Here is a 14,294-nt window from a genome sequence, read left to right as displayed (position 1 = left end):
GTGATCACCCCCGTGGCTACTGGTGTTCGGTGACGATCCCCTTGGCGCGCTCGAACTCGTCGAGCGTGATCATTTGAGGTTCGGGTTTCGGCGGGTTCTGGTAGCGCTGCACCTCGGCCATGTACGCGTCCACCCGTGCCTGCGCGAGCTTCGGCGGCCGAATCGCGCTCGGCGGGATCATCGGAAACGGCGGCGGCTTGAGGCCGTTCTTTTTCGCGATGGCCCGTTCCTTGCGGAGTTCCGGATCGTCCGGGTCTATGGTCCGGTCGTTCCAGGTCAACTGCAGCGCATACTCCTGCGCTTCGAGCAGCCGCGCGGTGTTTTCCTCGTGCGGGCCCCACGCGGCCACGCCGTCGCTGAGCAGGTCACCGAGCGCGGAATCGGGGATTCGGACGAGGCGACGCACAAGCGCAGCCAGGTCGGCGGCGGGCATCGTGCGCCACGCCGCGCGCAGATCTTGGTGGAAGAACTGGTGGAAGTCGGTGAGGACGGCGTCCCACCACGGTCCGGCGACCGCGGTCAGGACGCCGAGGATTCCCCCACCGCATCCTCAGCGGGACCGGCTGAGCCTGCTGCTGCTTCGGCAGCGCGGTGTTTCGGCGTGTACTCCGGATCGCCGGACAGCGCGAAGTCCAGCATTGCCAGCACGAACGCGTTCTCTTCTTCTCCCGTCAGCGGGCTGCGCTGCCGTCGGAACGCGTCCCTGAACGCCTCGTCCTGATCTGGGTCAACGAGAAGCGCAGCGATTGCGCCGAGAATGTCGCCCTGCTCGCGTGCCTCGGTGTACGCAGCGAGCTGCTCGCCGGTTGCCGAGCGGACGATGTCGAACGGTTCTCCGTCGAGCCGGAGCCGCCGGGTGCCGATCAGGCCACGCTTCGCGAGCCAGTCGTTGAGGTCAAGTTCCTGGTCCGCGGCGGACTCACGCACAAGCGGGTTCGGCTTGGGCTTCGTCGTGCGGCCGGTGGTTTTGCGAGTGGTGGTGGTCTTGCGGGGGGCGCCCTGCGTCATGCTTCAGCTCCTGTTCAGGCGAGCGGGTTGGAAGAGGTGAACTTGCGGATGGACTTGCCGCCGGAGTCAGGGACGAGGTCGATGACCTCCAGGTCCCAGCCTTCGAGGTCTTCACCATCCATCGTTTCCGGCGGCTTGTTCGCGAGTTCGGACTTCTCCAGGTAGAAGCCCTTCCACTCGGTGCCATCCTTGACCCGGAAGATCAGCGCGAAAGTCTCGTCCTTGCCTTCGACCCACTCCCAGATCCCCGATCCAGTCGCGGTTTCGACGATCGACCCGCCGTTGAGCAAAGTCAGCGCGGTGGCCTTCGAGACGTCAACCGGACGGAACTTGATCGTCTCGGTTTTGACGCCCTTCTTCTGCCGGTAGGTGCCTTCCTTGTTCCAGATCGTGAGGTTGGTGTTGTCCTGCGACGGTTCCCGACTGAAACCGGCCTTGATGCCGCCGAACGCATCCCAACCGGGCAGCGCGGTCGCGAAAATGTCTGCCGGGAGCGGGGTTCCGGCGGGCGCGCGGAAAGCGTCGCCGTCCAGCCACAAGCGCGAATCGCTCGGGCTCGCGTAGTCGGACATTCGTCCTCCTGCTGTAGTCCCGCACGTCGCGGGGTCTGGGTAAGGAAAAGGGGCACCCTGCAAGAGGTTCCGGGGCAGTTCGCGAAGAAAGGCCCGACCCGCCGCGCAGGGCGCCCCACCCCAACGGCGGGCCGGGGGTCAGTGGGCGTGGATCGTCAGTTCGGCACGCACCTGCACACCGAACACTGGCATCGCGGTACCGCGGGTCTTGTCGATCGGCATCTCCATCGGGCCGTCCGTGACCCGCGCCGAGTACCGCACCTGGTCGTAGCTGGCGTTCCGGACGGTCGCGAACACCGCGGCCGCGCGGGCAGCGATGTCCCACGCCGCCGTGAGCGGTTCCTTCCCGGCGAACCGGATCGACGCGCACCCATTGAGCGCGAGGTCGCCGCGGTATGCACCGGCGGCCGCGTTGATCGGCGTGACGGACGTCAGCATCACCGCGAACGGCTTGGTGACGTCCGCAGGCGCGGCCGACGCCAAGCCGCCGGGCACGAGCGCAGCGAATGCCGAGTCAGCGAGCAGCAGAGCGCGGGCCAGTCCGGCGAGGTGCGGCAGGACGGGAGCGGTCACGATCACCTCCGCGGCTGGTATCCGGTGTAGCGGCCGTACGCCTTCGCTGCGTTGGTGAGCACCGCGTGCGCCGGGGTGTCGCTCGTCCCGTATTCCTTGTAGAAGCTGTCCTTGTCTCTGTCCACAAGCGACACTTGGTCACCGGAGACCTCAACGCCGATGCCGTCCCGGTATTCGCCGGTCAGCACCGGGGCCGCAGCTTGCGCGTCCCCAGCTGCCATGTGCGCGATCTCGACCCGTCCCGGAGTGGACAAGCGGCGCGCCTCGGCGACCGCTTGGTCCGGGTAGACCGTTACGCGGAACGACGCAGCCATGGCTACAGGCTGAACGCGGCGACGGTGAACCCGGCCGCCGACGGGGTCGCGATCAGCGTCGAACCGTAGTAGTTCACCGGCCAACCACCGATCACGCCGACCTGGTTCGCGGTGAACGTATAGCTCCTCGGCGTGACGGCCTGGCCGTCGACCTTGTCAGCGAACGCCACGGTGACGGTGCCGCCACCGGCCGGAGCGGTGATGCGGAGCCACAGCTTCCCGCCGTTGACGAACGAGTTGCCGTTGACGTTGTCCATCGCGGTCGGCGTCGGGTCCGTGAGCACGGACTTGTAACCCACCGGGGACACGGTTTTCGCGGTTGCGGCCATCGCCACACCCCTCCTACTGCTGCATGTCGGATACGAGCCGCGCGGACGCGGCGAGGAATTGCGGGCGGTGATTAGGGCGGCGCGCGACGTCGCCCTCAATCGCGTACTGCCGGCCGGACTCGTCGATCACGATCGTGGCCGAGGTGAGCGGCTTGTCCGGCGGAACCAGCACCGTCCACGCGGACACCACCGTCGTCTGCTGACCGGCGATCTCCGTCTGCGAACCCAGGTCCGCCACGCTCTTCTGAGACAGCCGCGCCGGGGAAACCGTGTCGACCGGATCAGGCGGAACTTCCGCCCCCGTCACCGGATCCACGGTTCCCGGACCGATTCCCGGATTTCGGAGCGTCACCTGCTGCGGGTACTTCGGGGGCATTCGAGGTCGCCTCCTCGTCCTGCCCGGACGACTCCGGGACGTCGTCGCCCTGTGCGGGCGGTTCCGCGGTGAGCGTGCCGTCGGCCAAGCCGTTCTCGGCGAACACGGAACCGGCCGCGGTGTAGTACTGGCGGCCGTCGGTGCCGTACAGCTCGACCGTGGTCGGCTCGATCACGATGTCGCCGGTGTGTTCTTCGGACATTCGGTTGGTCCTATCCGGGATGAACGGAGAACGCCTTGCCGCGCTGGTGACTCGCGTCCTGCTCGGTCGGGGTAAGCAGCTCGATCTGGCCGGCGGTCAGGTCTAGGTTCGCGGCGGTGGCGTCCTGGAAAACGATCGTGTACTCGGGATGCGCCTCCGACTTGACGCCTCGCTTCACCTCGACGGCTTGCGAGACGACATCGACGCACACACCCTCGGCGAGATCCGGCTCGATCGAACCGTCGGCGATGCCGGCGTCGAGGTCCGCGCCGACGCCGCGCAGGCGCTTGCGCATGATCGCGGAGACGTAGCGGAGCAACGCCTCGGCTTTCGCGGTCTCGGCGGCATTGAAGTCGACGAGGAGGACGGTGGCCACGTCAGCGGCCGTGGCGTACGACGTGGCCACCATGCGTCACTCCCCGGTCTTCTTCGCGTGTTCCGCGCGGTATTCGTCGACCGCCTTGACGATGTCGTCCCGGGTCGCGTCCGCCGGGATCTCCTCGAACCAGCCGAGCTTCTCGGCGTAGTCGCGCCACGCCTCGACACTGGACCCCTTGCCGGACCGCGGCGGTTCGACGAGGTCGTCCTCGCCGCCTCCGCCATCACCGCATGCGGCCGTTTCCGCCGAGTCTTCGGAGTCGGCCCACGCCTTCGGGTTCGTGATCGCCGAGCGCGCCCAGCCGGGCAGCTCGTCGCCGGGCCCGAAAACGCTGATCTGCCCGGCCTCGTCGGCCACGTGCACGTAAGTGCGCAGCTGGTTTCCCATGCTCGCCACCACCTACGCGACGTCCGCGACGAACGACAGGTCCGGGTTGATCAGCAGCGGCAGGCCGATTGCCGCTGCCTTGGTCCACACCGCGACCGGGTCCTTCGTCGAGTACGCGCCGCCGACAACACCCGGAGCGTTCTCGGTGCCGGCGAGACCGTACTCGGGCTCCAGGGACTCTGCAGTGGTGCCCCACTGAGTTTCGCCGAGCTGCGACGACCCGCCCGGCGACGGCAGCAGCAGAACCTTGTCATCGGCGATGACACGCTGCGCGGTGTTGTTCACCGACACCTGCGCGTCGTACAGCTCGATCGGCGGCAGGCCGAACGCGCGCAGCACGTTCATCAGCGCGTCCTGCGTCACGATGGCCGGCTGGTTCGCGCCCGGATAGACCAGGTTGCGCACCTGCCCGTTCTGCATCAGCAGCGCGAGCACCCGGTCGGAGGTGACCATGACGCCCGGCTGCTCGCCGTTCGACGCGACGAACGTCTTCTTCCACGACATCAGATCGGTGATCGGCGTCGCGGCCGGATCAGTCCACAACGTTGCCGCGGTGACCGTGTGGCTGCCCTTCCGGCCGAAGTCGACCGTGAAGTTCGCCAGCCCGTTTTCGTTGATCGTGACGGTGCCGTTGACGAGCGCGGCCGCGCGCGCCAACTCCATCCGGGCCGACAGCGACCGGGTCATCGTCAGCGCGTCGTTCAGGATCGAGTCCCGGATCCGGGTGTCCAGCTTCCGGGTGCGGAGCCGGTCGTACTCGCCGAGCCGGATCTTCCGCGACAGCGGCGGCAGCTCACCGGAGATCCGGGTGATCCCCTGGCGGGCACCGATCGGAGACTCCGTGTCGTACGACCGGAACTCACCCGCCTCAACGAGGCCAGCACCGCCGCGGACCGCGCGGAAGTCGATGTCGTCGACGATGTTGTTCGGCAAGTACCGGGACAGCGTGAACTGGTTGACCTGCAGATCAGCGAACGCCTGGCGGACGTACCCCGTCAGCTCGATCGGGGTGATGTAGTCGGTGTTGAGCAGCATCTATTTCACCCCTCTCAGACGTAGATGATCTGGCCCTTGACGTCGGCCTTGCCGTTGGCGTCGACCGCCCCGGCACCCGACGAGAACGGCAGTTTGGCGGTGCGGACGCGGCCGTGCTCGTAGAGCGCGGCCCCGACCGGAGTCGACGTGCTCGCGGGCACCTTCACACCGGTGAACAGATGCCCGACGAGGGTCTGCCGACCGTCGGTCTGCGTGTCGTCGTACGGGCCGTACTTACTGCTGGCCGTGATCAGGCCGAGCGCGGTCCCGGACGGGATGTAGCCGTTCGGGTAGTGGGTTCCGGCCGTGAACTTCGAGACGTCCAGGGTGATCGTGCGCGTCGATTCGGTGCCGTGCGCCGACCCCAGCCAGGACTGGTCGTCCTGCTGGAACGCCTCAGTCTTGATGCTGAGGTCCATGATTCCCCTTCCGGGATCAGGTGTTCTGAGTGTTCTGGTAGGGCGACTTGTAGAGCGCCGCACCGGCCGCCAACGTCGGCGTGACGGGCGTCGCGGGCGTGCCCTGGCCCGGCAGCGGCGCGGGTGCCGTCGCGGCGACACCGGCCTTCGTGAGCAGTTCCTGCACGGACGCGGCCTGTGCCTTCAAGGCGGCCTCGTCGGCCGCGGTCAGCAGGTGCAGGTGCGTCGCCGGGATCCCGTGGTCAGTCGCGGCCTTGAGCCGGAGTCGCTCCGTGCTCTCGGTCACGAGCTTCTGCTCCAGTTCGGCGACCTTGGCCTGTGCCTTCTGCAGGTCGTTCATCCCCGCCTGCTCGAACTCGGCTACCTTCTGGTTCGACGCGGCGAGATCGCGCTCGAGCTGCGCAACCCGATCCCGTTCGGCCTGCAACGCGCGCAGCCCAGCTTCGCCAAGCGGCTGATCCGCGGGGTTCGCCGGAGGCGTCGCGCCTCCGGTCGCCGCGGGCGGTGTCGTCGGCGGGCCGGCGGGCGGCGTGCCTGGTGCCGGGGTTCCGGCGGCGGGCGGGGCGGGTGCGGGCGGCGTGGGCGTCCCCGTCGCGGGTGGCGCCGCCGACGGAGCAGCCGGTTGGCTGCCGCCGGGGATCGGGTCGGACGCACCCATGACCGGCCACACAGGACGGCCTCCGACGATGCCGACAGCGCGCAGCGGATCGCCCGTCCGCGGGTCGACGATGCTCGGGTGGGTGGGCAGGGTGTTCGTGCGCATCGCGCGGTCCTCCGATGGGTCGTCCTCGCGCGTCGCGCGTCGAGGATGCGCCCTGCACGTCGCGTGTCAGAGCAGGTAGGCGAAGCGCCGCAGCTGGCGCAGCACTTCCGCCCGGTCCCAGCCGAATTCGTCGGCCAGGCGGTAGATCTCGTCCGGCATCAGCCGGGGAGCTTTAGTCCGCCAGTAGCGGCTGCCGCGGTCGCCGGTCCGGACTGTGCGGCGGAGCTCGCTGTCCGCTCGCTTCCGGAACCGGCCGTCCTCGAGGACTTCGTAACCGCCGAACACGGCTCGGCGCGTCGTGCCGACGGTGCTGACCTGGACTTCGCGGCCGTAGGCCATGCCGTTGGTGACGCCCTCGCGGACGTTGACGACCTGCGAGATATCCGCGCCGTCGCGGATCGCTTGTGCGCCCGCGGCGGTGAACACCCTGTCCTGGTCCTGTGTGGACAGCGACCGGAAGTAGTCCTTCGGGTCGACCGTCCAGTTCTTCGCCGGTTCCTCGGCGGCGGGCACCATGCGACAGTCGCATCGCGGGTGGCGCTGGAACGCCGACACCCGGTAGCGGCGGCCGGCGAGGACCGCGCACCGGGCGCAGGTGACGCCGTTCAGCACGCGCACGTAGTGGAGTGCGCCTTGCGACCACATCGCGGTGCCGATCGCGGCCCGGCCCGTGTCGCGGATGCCGGATAGGACGATCGACGTCGCGACCAGTTGCGCACGCCGCTGCGCCTCGACGACACCGAGGCTGCGGTTCGCTGCTCGTGTCGAGATCGGCGCGTAGATCAGGTTCCGCATCCACGAGCCGCCGCCGTCGGTGAGGTCGGCGAACCCTGCCGCGTTCACCTCGACGGCGCCCGCGGCAGGCCCCACGCCTTGGACTTGCAGCGCTTTGGCGACGTAGGCGTCCGCGACCCCGGCCACGTCGGTCTGAAGTTGCAGCAGCCGCGGCGCGATGTTCGCGATGGCGTCACGCCACGCTTCGGGAGACGTCGTGCTGCGAGTCGCGTCGGCCAGCGCTGCGAGTGCGTCACGGGTGGCGTTGTCGGTGACCGCCCCGTACCGGTTCGCGAGGTCAGAAAGCGGGGACGGGAGCACTGGGCACCGCCGGGTTCACGCCAGCACCGCCGCCGACGTCGAGGTTGCGGAGGTCGTCCGCGCTCTGGACGAACGTGGTCCGGTTCAGGCCCATGCGTTCGCGGAGACGCTTCTGCCGCTGGGGCGAGAAACTGAGGATGTCCCACGCTTCTTCGGCATCGAAAATCCCGCCCTGCACGCCCTTCACTGCCGCGTCCATCGCGGACGCAATCGTCGGCATCGCCGCGGACTTCCACTTCGGCGTCATCCCCGCGATCGCCTGCGGCTCGTTACCCATGATCGCCCAGGAAATCTGCGCCGCGCGGCGGGCAGAACCGCCGTACCAAGTGTGGTGCGCCTCGGTGCGCAGGATCAGCCGCTCCAGCGAATACATGATCGACTCTGCGCTCGGCGGATTGTCTGAGCTGTAGCCCATCATTGCTGGCGGCATCCCGTACTTCGACGCCGTGAACTGCGCGAGCACTTTCAGGCTCTCGTGGAAGTTCCGCAGGTCCGACGCGGAGAACTGGCCGATCTGCACCGGCAACGGGTTGTCGTTCCGGTTGTCGCGCTTCGGATGAGGAACCGCCCAGACGTCGCCCATGGCGACCTTCCACAGCGGGACCTGCTGGCCGTTCTCGTCGACAAAGTCCTTCGCCGACACACCTACCGCGTATTTCCGACTGACCGCGTGGTGCTCGCCGGCGGCCATCATGTTGGTCGCGAACTGGTTCGCGGCGTCCACGAGCGGTTTCAACGCGAACAGGTCAGATCGTCCTTCGCCGCGACGGGGCTTCGTGAGAATCGGAACGAACGGCACCGACGGCAGGCTCATGTCGTTCGCGATCGTCGCCGACCACTCTTCGAGTTTTCTCGACGACTCCACTTCGCCGTTCACGAACTCGTAAACCATGCCGCGGCCGAATCGGCGATCGGTGGCGCCCGGCCACCCCGGCAGATACAGCGCTCCGTAGAGCACCCGCGAGCTATCGCTCTGTTCCTCGTGCCAAAGCTTCAGACCGGCGATCGGCTGCCTGGTCCGCGGATCCAGCTCCACCGCGACCTGGTCGGCGTACTCAGTCGTCAGCATCGGCATCCCGCCGGGACCGTCCGGCCCGACCATGAAGAAATGCTCGCCGCCGGTGCTCGCCGCTTCCCACGCCTCCGGCGACTGCGTCGGCATGTCGTTCGCCGCCCACCACTTTCCGAGGTCGTCAACCGATTCCTCGTTGGTGAGCAGAAAATCCTCGAGCTTCATCCGCTCGACCACGGTCTCGACGACCAGCTCCGGCCACGGAAGCAGCAGCGGCGGGAACCGGTCGTCCTGCTCGGCGAGGATCCGCGCCACGTAGATGAGCGGCTGCTCGAGATCCATGTACTTCCACCAGTCGATTGCCTTTTCCCACTGGTGGCTGGTCTTCGCGGCGAGCCGGTCGTACCACTGCTTCGGGGTGAGGTCGGAGAGCTTCACGCGGTCCTCCCTCGGCTCGACACCACGATCTGGGCCTTCTGCGGCTCTTCGTCCACGAGCGGTTTGCGGAGCATCGCGTTGCACGCCATCGCCGCGGCGGGCACGCCGTCAATTCGTTTCCCGACCTTGCCGCGCTCCGGCTTGTCCGGCCGGATCAGATCCGGGTTATACGGTGCTTTTCGCACCTCGACGGAGTCGAAGCAGAACTCCGCGACCGGGTTCCCGTGGTGCAGGAACCGGTCCGTCTTCACCAGCGCCATCAGCTCGTTCATCCCGAGCGTCATCGACTGGAAGTCGTTCTTGTACGCCTCTATCTCCCACAGCCCGGTGTCCTGCTCGATCCGCTGGATCACCGGCGCCGACGACCACACGTCACAGTCCGCGGCCTGCAGGTCGAAGTCGTTCGCGTCCTCGAGGACGTCGCCGTAGATCTGCTCGTAGTCGACGACCGGGCCTGGAGTCGCGACGATCCAACCCTCTTTGACCCAGCGCGAAAACTTGTCGTCGTTCTTCTTGTCCAGCTCCTTCAGCGCGGATTCCGGGAGCCAGAACCGCCACAGCGCGTGGATCCATCGGCCTTCGGGGATCAGCGTGCACCACGCGGTCAGGTCCGAACGGGCCGCGAGGTCGAACCCCGCCCACGCCGGTTTACCGACGAGCCGGTCGCGGTGGTAGTCCGGCCGGAGCCAGATGTCGTTGGCGTCGCCGCCACACGCGCGGTACTGGTGCATCGGCATCCAGCGGAACTTCTGCGCGACCCTTTGGTTCACCTGGAACTGCCGGAACCCGTTTTCCTTCGCCGGATCGTTCTTCGCGTCCAACGCCTGCCGGCGCAGCGCGTCCCGCGACTTGAACTGGTCGAGCGCCGGGTTCGGCCACTTCCAGTTCCGCTCGTCGAACGGGTCCGTGCTGACCGGGAGGTGCGGGTGGCCGGGGAACGTCGCGCGCAACCGCTCGAGGTCGTCGTTGCTGTGCGGGAGCTTCCGAACGAAGCTGAAGACGTGCGGCGCCCGACTCGGGTCCTCCTGCGTCTTCTCCGCCTCGTCGATCAGGTCCGCGCCGAACGAGCTGTCGTCGTCGGTCTCGGTCGTCGTGGCATACATCAGTTCCTGCAACCGCGCGCCGGCCGCCGTGGTCATCGCTTCCCACATCGACCCGTCCGGCTGGGACAACACCTCGTCGAGGTTGAACGCGTGCGGGTTGTGCCCGAGTTCGCCCTCGGCGTCCGCGGTGAGGATCTCGTAGTGCGACCCGGACAGTTCGTCGACAAGCCGGCGCGCGTTCTTGATGTGCTTGAGCCGCTTGGAAAGCCTCGGCGACAGCTGAACCATCCGCAGCGCGGGCTCGAACACCTTCCCGGCCTGCTTGGTGTCCTTGGCCGCGCAGTAGATCTCGGCGGATTCTTCGTCGTCGCCGACGAGCATGTACAGCTGGATCGCCGCCGCGATCTCGGACTTGCCGTTCTTGCGGGCGACAACGATGTAGGCGATGCGGTAGCGGCGCGCGTAGGTATTCCACTCGCTCGACCACTGCACTTCGCCGAACAGCGGCCGGATGATCTCGTATTCCTGCCAGTCGAGCAGCAGGAACGGGGTGCGCTTCAGCGGTCCTTTGACGTGGACCAGCATCCGCGCGAAGAACGTGACGACGCGGTCGGCGCGCGGTTCGCAGTAGTGCGCACCGTTTTTCGGGCAGCGCTTGCCGCGGAACGTGTACCCGCACACGGGGCCGCTGTCGTCGTCCGGGCGCCAGCGGGCGTCGAGGTCGTAGTCAGCCGGTGAGGAGGTCGTCGTCTGCATCGTGGGACGCCTCCCCGATGGACAGGCCTGCTCTGTCGCTCGGGGTGAGCCCGAAGCGGGCGGCGTACTTCTGCATCTGGGCGTCCGCAGCGTCGAGGATCTGCTGCCACGGGTTCTTCCCGAGTCGGTAGCCGGTCTGCTCGCCGTTCTTGTTGAACACCGGCAGCTCGATCACTTCGCCGTGGGTCTGCACCTGCTTCGAGGCGTGGCGGCGGCGGACGACGGCGTCGCACCAGGCCGCGAACGCTTCGCAGTCCCAGGCGGTGAGCACGCCCTTCGCTTTCAGGTCGGGGGCGAGGTGCTGCCAGACCTCGACGGCCTGCTCGCCGAGCCACGACGGCGGCTCGACGGTCAACTCCGACGGCTTCGGCGTGTTGGCGTTGATGCGGTCCTTGCGGTCGCCGTGCAGGACAGCGAGCTGGGTCGGCTTCTTCGGGCGGCCAGTGGTGCCCACGGCGGTCACCTCCCGGCGGTCTGCGGTCAAGGGAGGTCGCGGGGCAGGCTGGCGAACAGCTCGCCGTAGATGTAGGCCAGCTGCTCTTCCCGCTCGCCGCAGTCGTCGCCGAGCCGGACGTCGCGGTCCACATTCATCCGGTAGATCTGCGCGGAGGCGTGCACCAGCTCGTGCGCCACGATCTCCGGACTGACATGCCCCTCGGCGAGGCGCAGGATCCCGGCGTAGCCATTCGCCGGCCACCGTCCGACCCAGGCTTCGCCATCGTGGCGTTCCCGGTAGGCGACGGGCTGGAAGCAGCCCAGGCAGCCGTCCCAGTACGCGGTCCCGTGCCACGGTGCTGTGCGGATCGCGGCGGCGCGGAAGTGGTCGAGGTCCGGGTGGACGACGACCCAGCACCAGCAGCGCGGGCCGATCCGATCGGTGGCGATCGAGAAGCGCTTCATCGAGGATGCCCTCCGCGTCCTGCCAGTGCGCTGGCCTGGGCCGAGGGCTGTACCGGGCTCTGTCCGGCACCCGATCATGACGAGGTGGCCGAGCATCGGGCGCGTGGAACCCGAGAAGCTGCCCGGCCGCGGGGCTCACCCACGCCAGCCAAGGGGTGGTTCGATGGTCGTCCGGCGACGTTGATCGTCAGCCGGTTACGACGGCCCCGGAGTTTTGTCGGCGCGCGATCCGCCCTTGCCCGGGGCGAATGTGGCGTTGACCGGGGGGGTGGGGGCTGCCCCCGGGGTGGTTGATCATGCACATGTTGATCACTTTTTGATCTTCATGTGATCGACTTCTGATGATCGACAACGCTGGTGGTGGTGCCTGCCCGTGCCCTGCCCTGCTCGGCCTTGCCGACTGGTCGCGTGATGATCTCGTACGCGGCACCGTGCTGGTCGACCGCGTGCAGGATGTCGTCGCCCTGGTCGTCGCAGCTGGGCGTGTAGCCGGTCACGCGGTAGGTGATCGTGTTGGCTTCGCCGGTCTCGCGGTTGATCGTGACCATCGCGAGGTGTCCGTCGGTGGTGATCACTGTCGGCTCCTCGGTCAGCGTGCTGCTTTGCGTCCGTTGCAGGATCGGCAGAGGACGGTGAGTGGTCCGTCGGGTGGGCCGCGTCGTGCGACGGGGGTGACGTGGTCGGCGGTGAGGTCGTGGCTTGGGTGGGCTGGGACGCGGTAGCCGGGACAGATCCAGCCGTGCTCGGCGACGTGGGCTTTGACTGCGGCGCGTCGGCGGTTGATCTCGGTCCAGTCGCGGTCGCGGTTGGTGGGGCTGGTGCGTGTTCGGTGGCGTTGGTCTTGCTGGGTGTGGCGTTGGCAGGGGCCGCGGTGTCCGGGTGTGGCGGATGGTTGGGGGCAGCCTGGTCGTGTGCAGGTCCATGTCGGCACGGGGTGGGTCCGTTCCGAAGGGGGTGGGGGTTCCTGGAATCGGCCAGGGGGTCAGGCTTCCCGGTCGGCGCGGCGGATGAGTTCGGCAGCGAGGAGGCGGGCGTCGTCTGGGCTGAGCAGGATCAGCACCTGCCGCCCGGCGCGTTCGCGGGCATGGATGCCGACGTGCTCCTCGTGGTCGATCACGCCGACGAACGCGCCGGCCATGGCGGCGTCGGGGTACATCGTCTCGGTCTCGCCGGTCGGACCGAGGGCCACAGGTTCGCGGAAGGCTGGCGGCTGGACGTGCAGGGCGCTGGGCATGGGGCGAACTCCGTTCGGGGCGGGAGTGTCGCGGTGGTGGTGGGAGCTACTGCTCGACCGACCCACTGATCCGCATGATGGCTGATCATTGCGTTCGCGCTGGTCGAGCGCAATCACCCGGTTTGATGATCCTTCGCCGGGCGCAGGTCGGGTCGGGCGTGGGGCGCATCGCGTGCGCGTGTGTACGCGCGGGCGTGTGTGCGTGCGCGACCCAGAAACTCAACCACCTCAGGAACGGAACAGAACCACTTCCCCTACCACTACCACTAGGGGTTCGCCGAATCCTTCCGTCGGGTGATGCCGGGAGAGGGTTCGGCGAAGGGTTCGCCATACCCTGCGCGTAGGGTTCGCGAAGGGTTCGACACCACAACATGTTGTGGTCAGGCTCGCCCGTTCGAAGGATTCCCGGAAGGGTTCGGCAAAGGGTACGGCGAACCCTCCACACAGCCCGACTGGCTCGGGTGCGCGGCCCACACCGCGACGTCGATGTCAGCGAACCTCATGTCCAACAACGCCATCCGGTGACGTGCCGCGCGCAGGTGCTCCACCTCGAGCGGACGCCGCTGATACCCCCGTGCGGCCCGCTTCTTCGTCGCCCGCCGAGGCGTGACGCCGAGCGCACGACTCCACTCGCCGGACCGCGGGTCGAACAGCACCTCCGGACGCGCATGCAGAACTTCGTTCCGCTCCTCGTCGAGCGCCGTCATCGCGTCGTTGAGCCACGCCAGAACCTCAGCACGTGCCTCGCTCGTCGGCCAGCGATCCAGCTCAGCCCGCGCCCTCTCGACGTACTGGCTCACCAGCAACCCCGGCTCCAGGTTCATCGTGATCACCATGCTGAGCTGGATCACAGCGTCCTCGAGATGCATCGCATCCCAGGTGAACCGGCCAAGCTCGAGGAGGACTTCGTCGCCCGCTTCGTAGGCCACGGCTAGCGCACGCTGCAGGTAGCCGTGCTGCTGGCCGAGAGCCCGCTCGTCCCGGCTGCGGGCAGCGCGCCGTCTTCGGCGACGACCTTCCCGGAGGCGTCCTTTACCACGCACGACGCGCCGTTCGGCAGCGTCGACTCGACGGTCAGAGTGAAGCTGCCGGCGTGGATGGTTTGCGTCGCGGCACCCGTGCTGACGTCGATGCTGCCCGCGCCGGTTCCGCTGTCGTTCCAGTTGGCGGAGATGTTGCCGCGGACGGTGACCTGGTAGTCAGTGGGCGCGGGGTCGCTGTTCGCGCGGACGAGCCAGATGACGCCGGCGACCGCGGCGAGGACGACGACGGCGATGAGCGCGATGGCGGGTTTGGTGAGTGCGGGTCTGCCTGCGGCTTGTGTCATGGCGGGGTTCCCCCTCGACTGAGTCTGGGGGTTGAGTCGCACCCGCGCCTATGGCTGTTACCGGGGTGTCCGGATTGTGATGGGGTGTCGGGCCCGCCTCGGGGTGGAGCGGGCCCGACTCACCCGACCGTA

At 68.0% G+C, this 14,294-nt stretch carries 22 protein-coding genes; all 22 read right to left on the bottom strand.

All coding sequences use genetic code 11. The features are described 5' to 3' along the window. Positions 1-16 precede the first annotated feature (16 nt). The 22 genes from F9C11_RS20590 to F9C11_RS20485 all read right to left on the bottom strand — a co-directional run bounded on the left by F9C11_RS20590 (position 17) and on the right by F9C11_RS20485 (position 14,162). On the bottom strand, positions 17-433 hold the full coding sequence (locus tag F9C11_RS20590; RefSeq protein WP_409186495.1) for a hypothetical protein: 417 nt from the start codon (positions 431-433) through the stop codon (positions 17-19). Between the two features lie 86 nt (positions 434-519). Further along, complete coding sequence (locus tag F9C11_RS20585; RefSeq protein WP_409186494.1) at positions 520-1,008, bottom strand: hypothetical protein; 489 nt, start codon at positions 1,006-1,008, stop codon at positions 520-522. Positions 1,009-1,022: 14 nt separating this feature from the next. Then, on the bottom strand, positions 1,023-1,580 hold the full coding sequence (locus F9C11_RS20580; protein ID WP_409186493.1) for a hypothetical protein: 558 nt from the start codon (positions 1,578-1,580) through the stop codon (positions 1,023-1,025). A 138-nt stretch (positions 1,581-1,718) separates the two neighbouring features. Next, positions 1,719-2,153 (bottom strand): hypothetical protein, encoded by a 435-nt coding sequence (locus F9C11_RS20575; RefSeq protein WP_409186492.1) that lies wholly within the window; start codon positions 2,151-2,153, stop codon positions 1,719-1,721. A gap of 2 nt (positions 2,154-2,155) precedes the next feature. Then, on the bottom strand, positions 2,156-2,467 hold the full coding sequence (locus tag F9C11_RS20570; RefSeq protein ID WP_409186491.1) for an HK97 gp10 family phage protein: 312 nt from the start codon (positions 2,465-2,467) through the stop codon (positions 2,156-2,158). Between the two features lie 2 nt (positions 2,468-2,469). After that, positions 2,470-2,796, bottom strand: coding sequence for a hypothetical protein (locus tag F9C11_RS20565; protein WP_409186490.1), 327 nt, complete (start codon positions 2,794-2,796; stop codon positions 2,470-2,472). Positions 2,797-2,809: 13 nt separating this feature from the next. Then, positions 2,810-3,103 carry a hypothetical protein gene (locus F9C11_RS20560; protein ID WP_409186489.1) on the bottom strand — a complete coding sequence of 98 codons (294 nt, stop codon included), beginning with the start codon at positions 3,101-3,103 and terminating at the stop codon, positions 2,810-2,812. Further along, positions 3,078-3,374 carry a hypothetical protein gene (locus F9C11_RS20555; protein WP_409186488.1) on the bottom strand — a complete coding sequence of 99 codons (297 nt, stop codon included), beginning with the start codon at positions 3,372-3,374 and terminating at the stop codon, positions 3,078-3,080. Before F9C11_RS20555 ends, F9C11_RS20560 begins: the two co-directional genes overlap by 26 nt. A 10-nt stretch (positions 3,375-3,384) precedes the next feature. Next, on the bottom strand, positions 3,385-3,783 hold the full coding sequence (locus F9C11_RS20550) for a Gp19/Gp15/Gp42 family protein (RefSeq protein ID WP_409186487.1): 399 nt from the start codon (positions 3,781-3,783) through the stop codon (positions 3,385-3,387). A 3-nt stretch (positions 3,784-3,786) separates the two neighbouring features. Continuing rightward, entirely contained in the window at positions 3,787-4,140 is a 354-nt protein-coding gene (locus tag F9C11_RS20545; RefSeq protein ID WP_409186486.1) for a hypothetical protein, read from the bottom strand. A gap of 12 nt (positions 4,141-4,152) precedes the next feature. Next, the gene (locus F9C11_RS20540; protein WP_409186485.1) at positions 4,153-5,175 is read right to left on the bottom strand and encodes a major capsid protein; all 1,023 of its coding nucleotides are present in this window, start codon (positions 5,173-5,175) and stop codon (positions 4,153-4,155) included. Between the two features lie 14 nt (positions 5,176-5,189). Further along, entirely contained in the window at positions 5,190-5,594 is a 405-nt protein-coding gene (locus F9C11_RS20535) for a head decoration protein (protein ID WP_409186484.1), read from the bottom strand. 16 nt (positions 5,595-5,610) lie between these two features. Further along, positions 5,611-6,357, bottom strand: a complete 747-nt coding sequence (locus tag F9C11_RS20530; RefSeq protein ID WP_409186483.1) for a hypothetical protein — start codon at positions 6,355-6,357, stop codon at positions 5,611-5,613. 66 nt (positions 6,358-6,423) lie between these two features. After that, positions 6,424-7,452 carry a hypothetical protein gene (locus tag F9C11_RS20525; RefSeq protein ID WP_409186482.1) on the bottom strand — a complete coding sequence of 343 codons (1,029 nt, stop codon included), beginning with the start codon at positions 7,450-7,452 and terminating at the stop codon, positions 6,424-6,426. After that, on the bottom strand, positions 7,430-8,902 hold the full coding sequence (locus tag F9C11_RS20520; protein WP_409186481.1) for a phage portal protein: 1,473 nt from the start codon (positions 8,900-8,902) through the stop codon (positions 7,430-7,432). The genes F9C11_RS20525 and F9C11_RS20520 overlap by 23 nt, the downstream gene beginning before the upstream one ends. Beyond that, positions 8,899-10,701: a terminase large subunit gene (locus tag F9C11_RS20515; protein ID WP_409186480.1), complete on the bottom strand. Its 1,803-nt coding sequence runs from the start codon at positions 10,699-10,701 to the stop codon at positions 8,899-8,901. The genes F9C11_RS20520 and F9C11_RS20515 overlap by 4 nt, the downstream gene beginning before the upstream one ends. After that, positions 10,673-11,155 carry a phage terminase small subunit P27 family gene (locus tag F9C11_RS20510; protein ID WP_409186479.1) on the bottom strand — a complete coding sequence of 161 codons (483 nt, stop codon included), beginning with the start codon at positions 11,153-11,155 and terminating at the stop codon, positions 10,673-10,675. Before F9C11_RS20510 ends, F9C11_RS20515 begins: the two co-directional genes overlap by 29 nt. Positions 11,156-11,181: 26 nt before the next feature. Next, positions 11,182-11,601 carry a hypothetical protein gene (locus F9C11_RS20505; protein WP_409186478.1) on the bottom strand — a complete coding sequence of 140 codons (420 nt, stop codon included), beginning with the start codon at positions 11,599-11,601 and terminating at the stop codon, positions 11,182-11,184. Positions 11,602-11,924: 323 nt separating this feature from the next. Further along, on the bottom strand, positions 11,925-12,176 hold the full coding sequence (locus F9C11_RS20500) for a hypothetical protein (RefSeq protein ID WP_409186477.1): 252 nt from the start codon (positions 12,174-12,176) through the stop codon (positions 11,925-11,927). Between the two features lie 407 nt (positions 12,177-12,583). Further along, positions 12,584-12,835, bottom strand: coding sequence for a hypothetical protein (locus F9C11_RS20495; protein WP_409186476.1), 252 nt, complete (start codon positions 12,833-12,835; stop codon positions 12,584-12,586). A gap of 380 nt (positions 12,836-13,215) precedes the next feature. After that, positions 13,216-13,764 (bottom strand): hypothetical protein, encoded by a 549-nt coding sequence (locus tag F9C11_RS20490; protein WP_409186475.1) that lies wholly within the window; start codon positions 13,762-13,764, stop codon positions 13,216-13,218. 2 nt (positions 13,765-13,766) lie between these two features. Further along, positions 13,767-14,162: a hypothetical protein gene (locus F9C11_RS20485; protein ID WP_409186474.1), complete on the bottom strand. Its 396-nt coding sequence runs from the start codon at positions 14,160-14,162 to the stop codon at positions 13,767-13,769. Positions 14,163-14,294: the final 132 nt, after the last annotated feature.

The sequence above is a fragment of the Amycolatopsis sp. VS8301801F10 genome, from assembly GCF_046195355.1.
Taxonomy (GTDB): Bacteria; Actinomycetota; Actinomycetes; order Mycobacteriales; family Pseudonocardiaceae; genus Amycolatopsis.
The sequence above is the reverse complement of the archived record's forward strand: the minus strand, read 5'-3'. Positions and strand labels throughout refer to the sequence as shown.

Excerpts from the sequence above, each read along its gene's own strand:
- F9C11_RS20590 (WP_409186495.1), bottom strand. The coding sequence starts at position 433 with ATGCCCGCCGCCGACCTGGCTGCGCTTGTGCGTCGCCTCGTCCGAATC.
- F9C11_RS20585 (WP_409186494.1), bottom strand. The coding sequence starts at position 1,008 with ATGACGCAGGGCGCCCCCCGCAAGACCACCACCACTCGCAAAACCACC.
- F9C11_RS20580 (WP_409186493.1), bottom strand. The coding sequence starts at position 1,580 with ATGTCCGACTACGCGAGCCCGAGCGATTCGCGCTTGTGGCTGGACGGC.
- F9C11_RS20570 (WP_409186491.1), bottom strand. The coding sequence starts at position 2,467 with ATGGCTGCGTCGTTCCGCGTAACGGTCTACCCGGACCAAGCGGTCGCC.
- F9C11_RS20565 (WP_409186490.1), bottom strand. The coding sequence starts at position 2,796 with ATGGCCGCAACCGCGAAAACCGTGTCCCCGGTGGGTTACAAGTCCGTG.
- F9C11_RS20555 (WP_409186488.1), bottom strand. The coding sequence starts at position 3,374 with ATGTCCGAAGAACACACCGGCGACATCGTGATCGAGCCGACCACGGTC.
- F9C11_RS20550 (WP_409186487.1), bottom strand. The coding sequence starts at position 3,783 with ATGGTGGCCACGTCGTACGCCACGGCCGCTGACGTGGCCACCGTCCTC.
- F9C11_RS20545 (WP_409186486.1), bottom strand. The coding sequence starts at position 4,140 with ATGGGAAACCAGCTGCGCACTTACGTGCACGTGGCCGACGAGGCCGGG.
- F9C11_RS20540 (WP_409186485.1), bottom strand. The coding sequence starts at position 5,175 with ATGCTGCTCAACACCGACTACATCACCCCGATCGAGCTGACGGGGTAC.
- F9C11_RS20535 (WP_409186484.1), bottom strand. The coding sequence starts at position 5,594 with ATGGACCTCAGCATCAAGACTGAGGCGTTCCAGCAGGACGACCAGTCC.
- F9C11_RS20530 (WP_409186483.1), bottom strand. The coding sequence starts at position 6,357 with ATGCGCACGAACACCCTGCCCACCCACCCGAGCATCGTCGACCCGCGG.
- F9C11_RS20515 (WP_409186480.1), bottom strand. The coding sequence starts at position 10,701 with ATGCAGACGACGACCTCCTCACCGGCTGACTACGACCTCGACGCCCGC.
- F9C11_RS20505 (WP_409186478.1), bottom strand. The coding sequence starts at position 11,601 with ATGAAGCGCTTCTCGATCGCCACCGATCGGATCGGCCCGCGCTGCTGG.
- F9C11_RS20495 (WP_409186476.1), bottom strand. The coding sequence starts at position 12,835 with ATGCCCAGCGCCCTGCACGTCCAGCCGCCAGCCTTCCGCGAACCTGTG.
- F9C11_RS20485 (WP_409186474.1), bottom strand. The coding sequence starts at position 14,162 with ATGACACAAGCCGCAGGCAGACCCGCACTCACCAAACCCGCCATCGCG.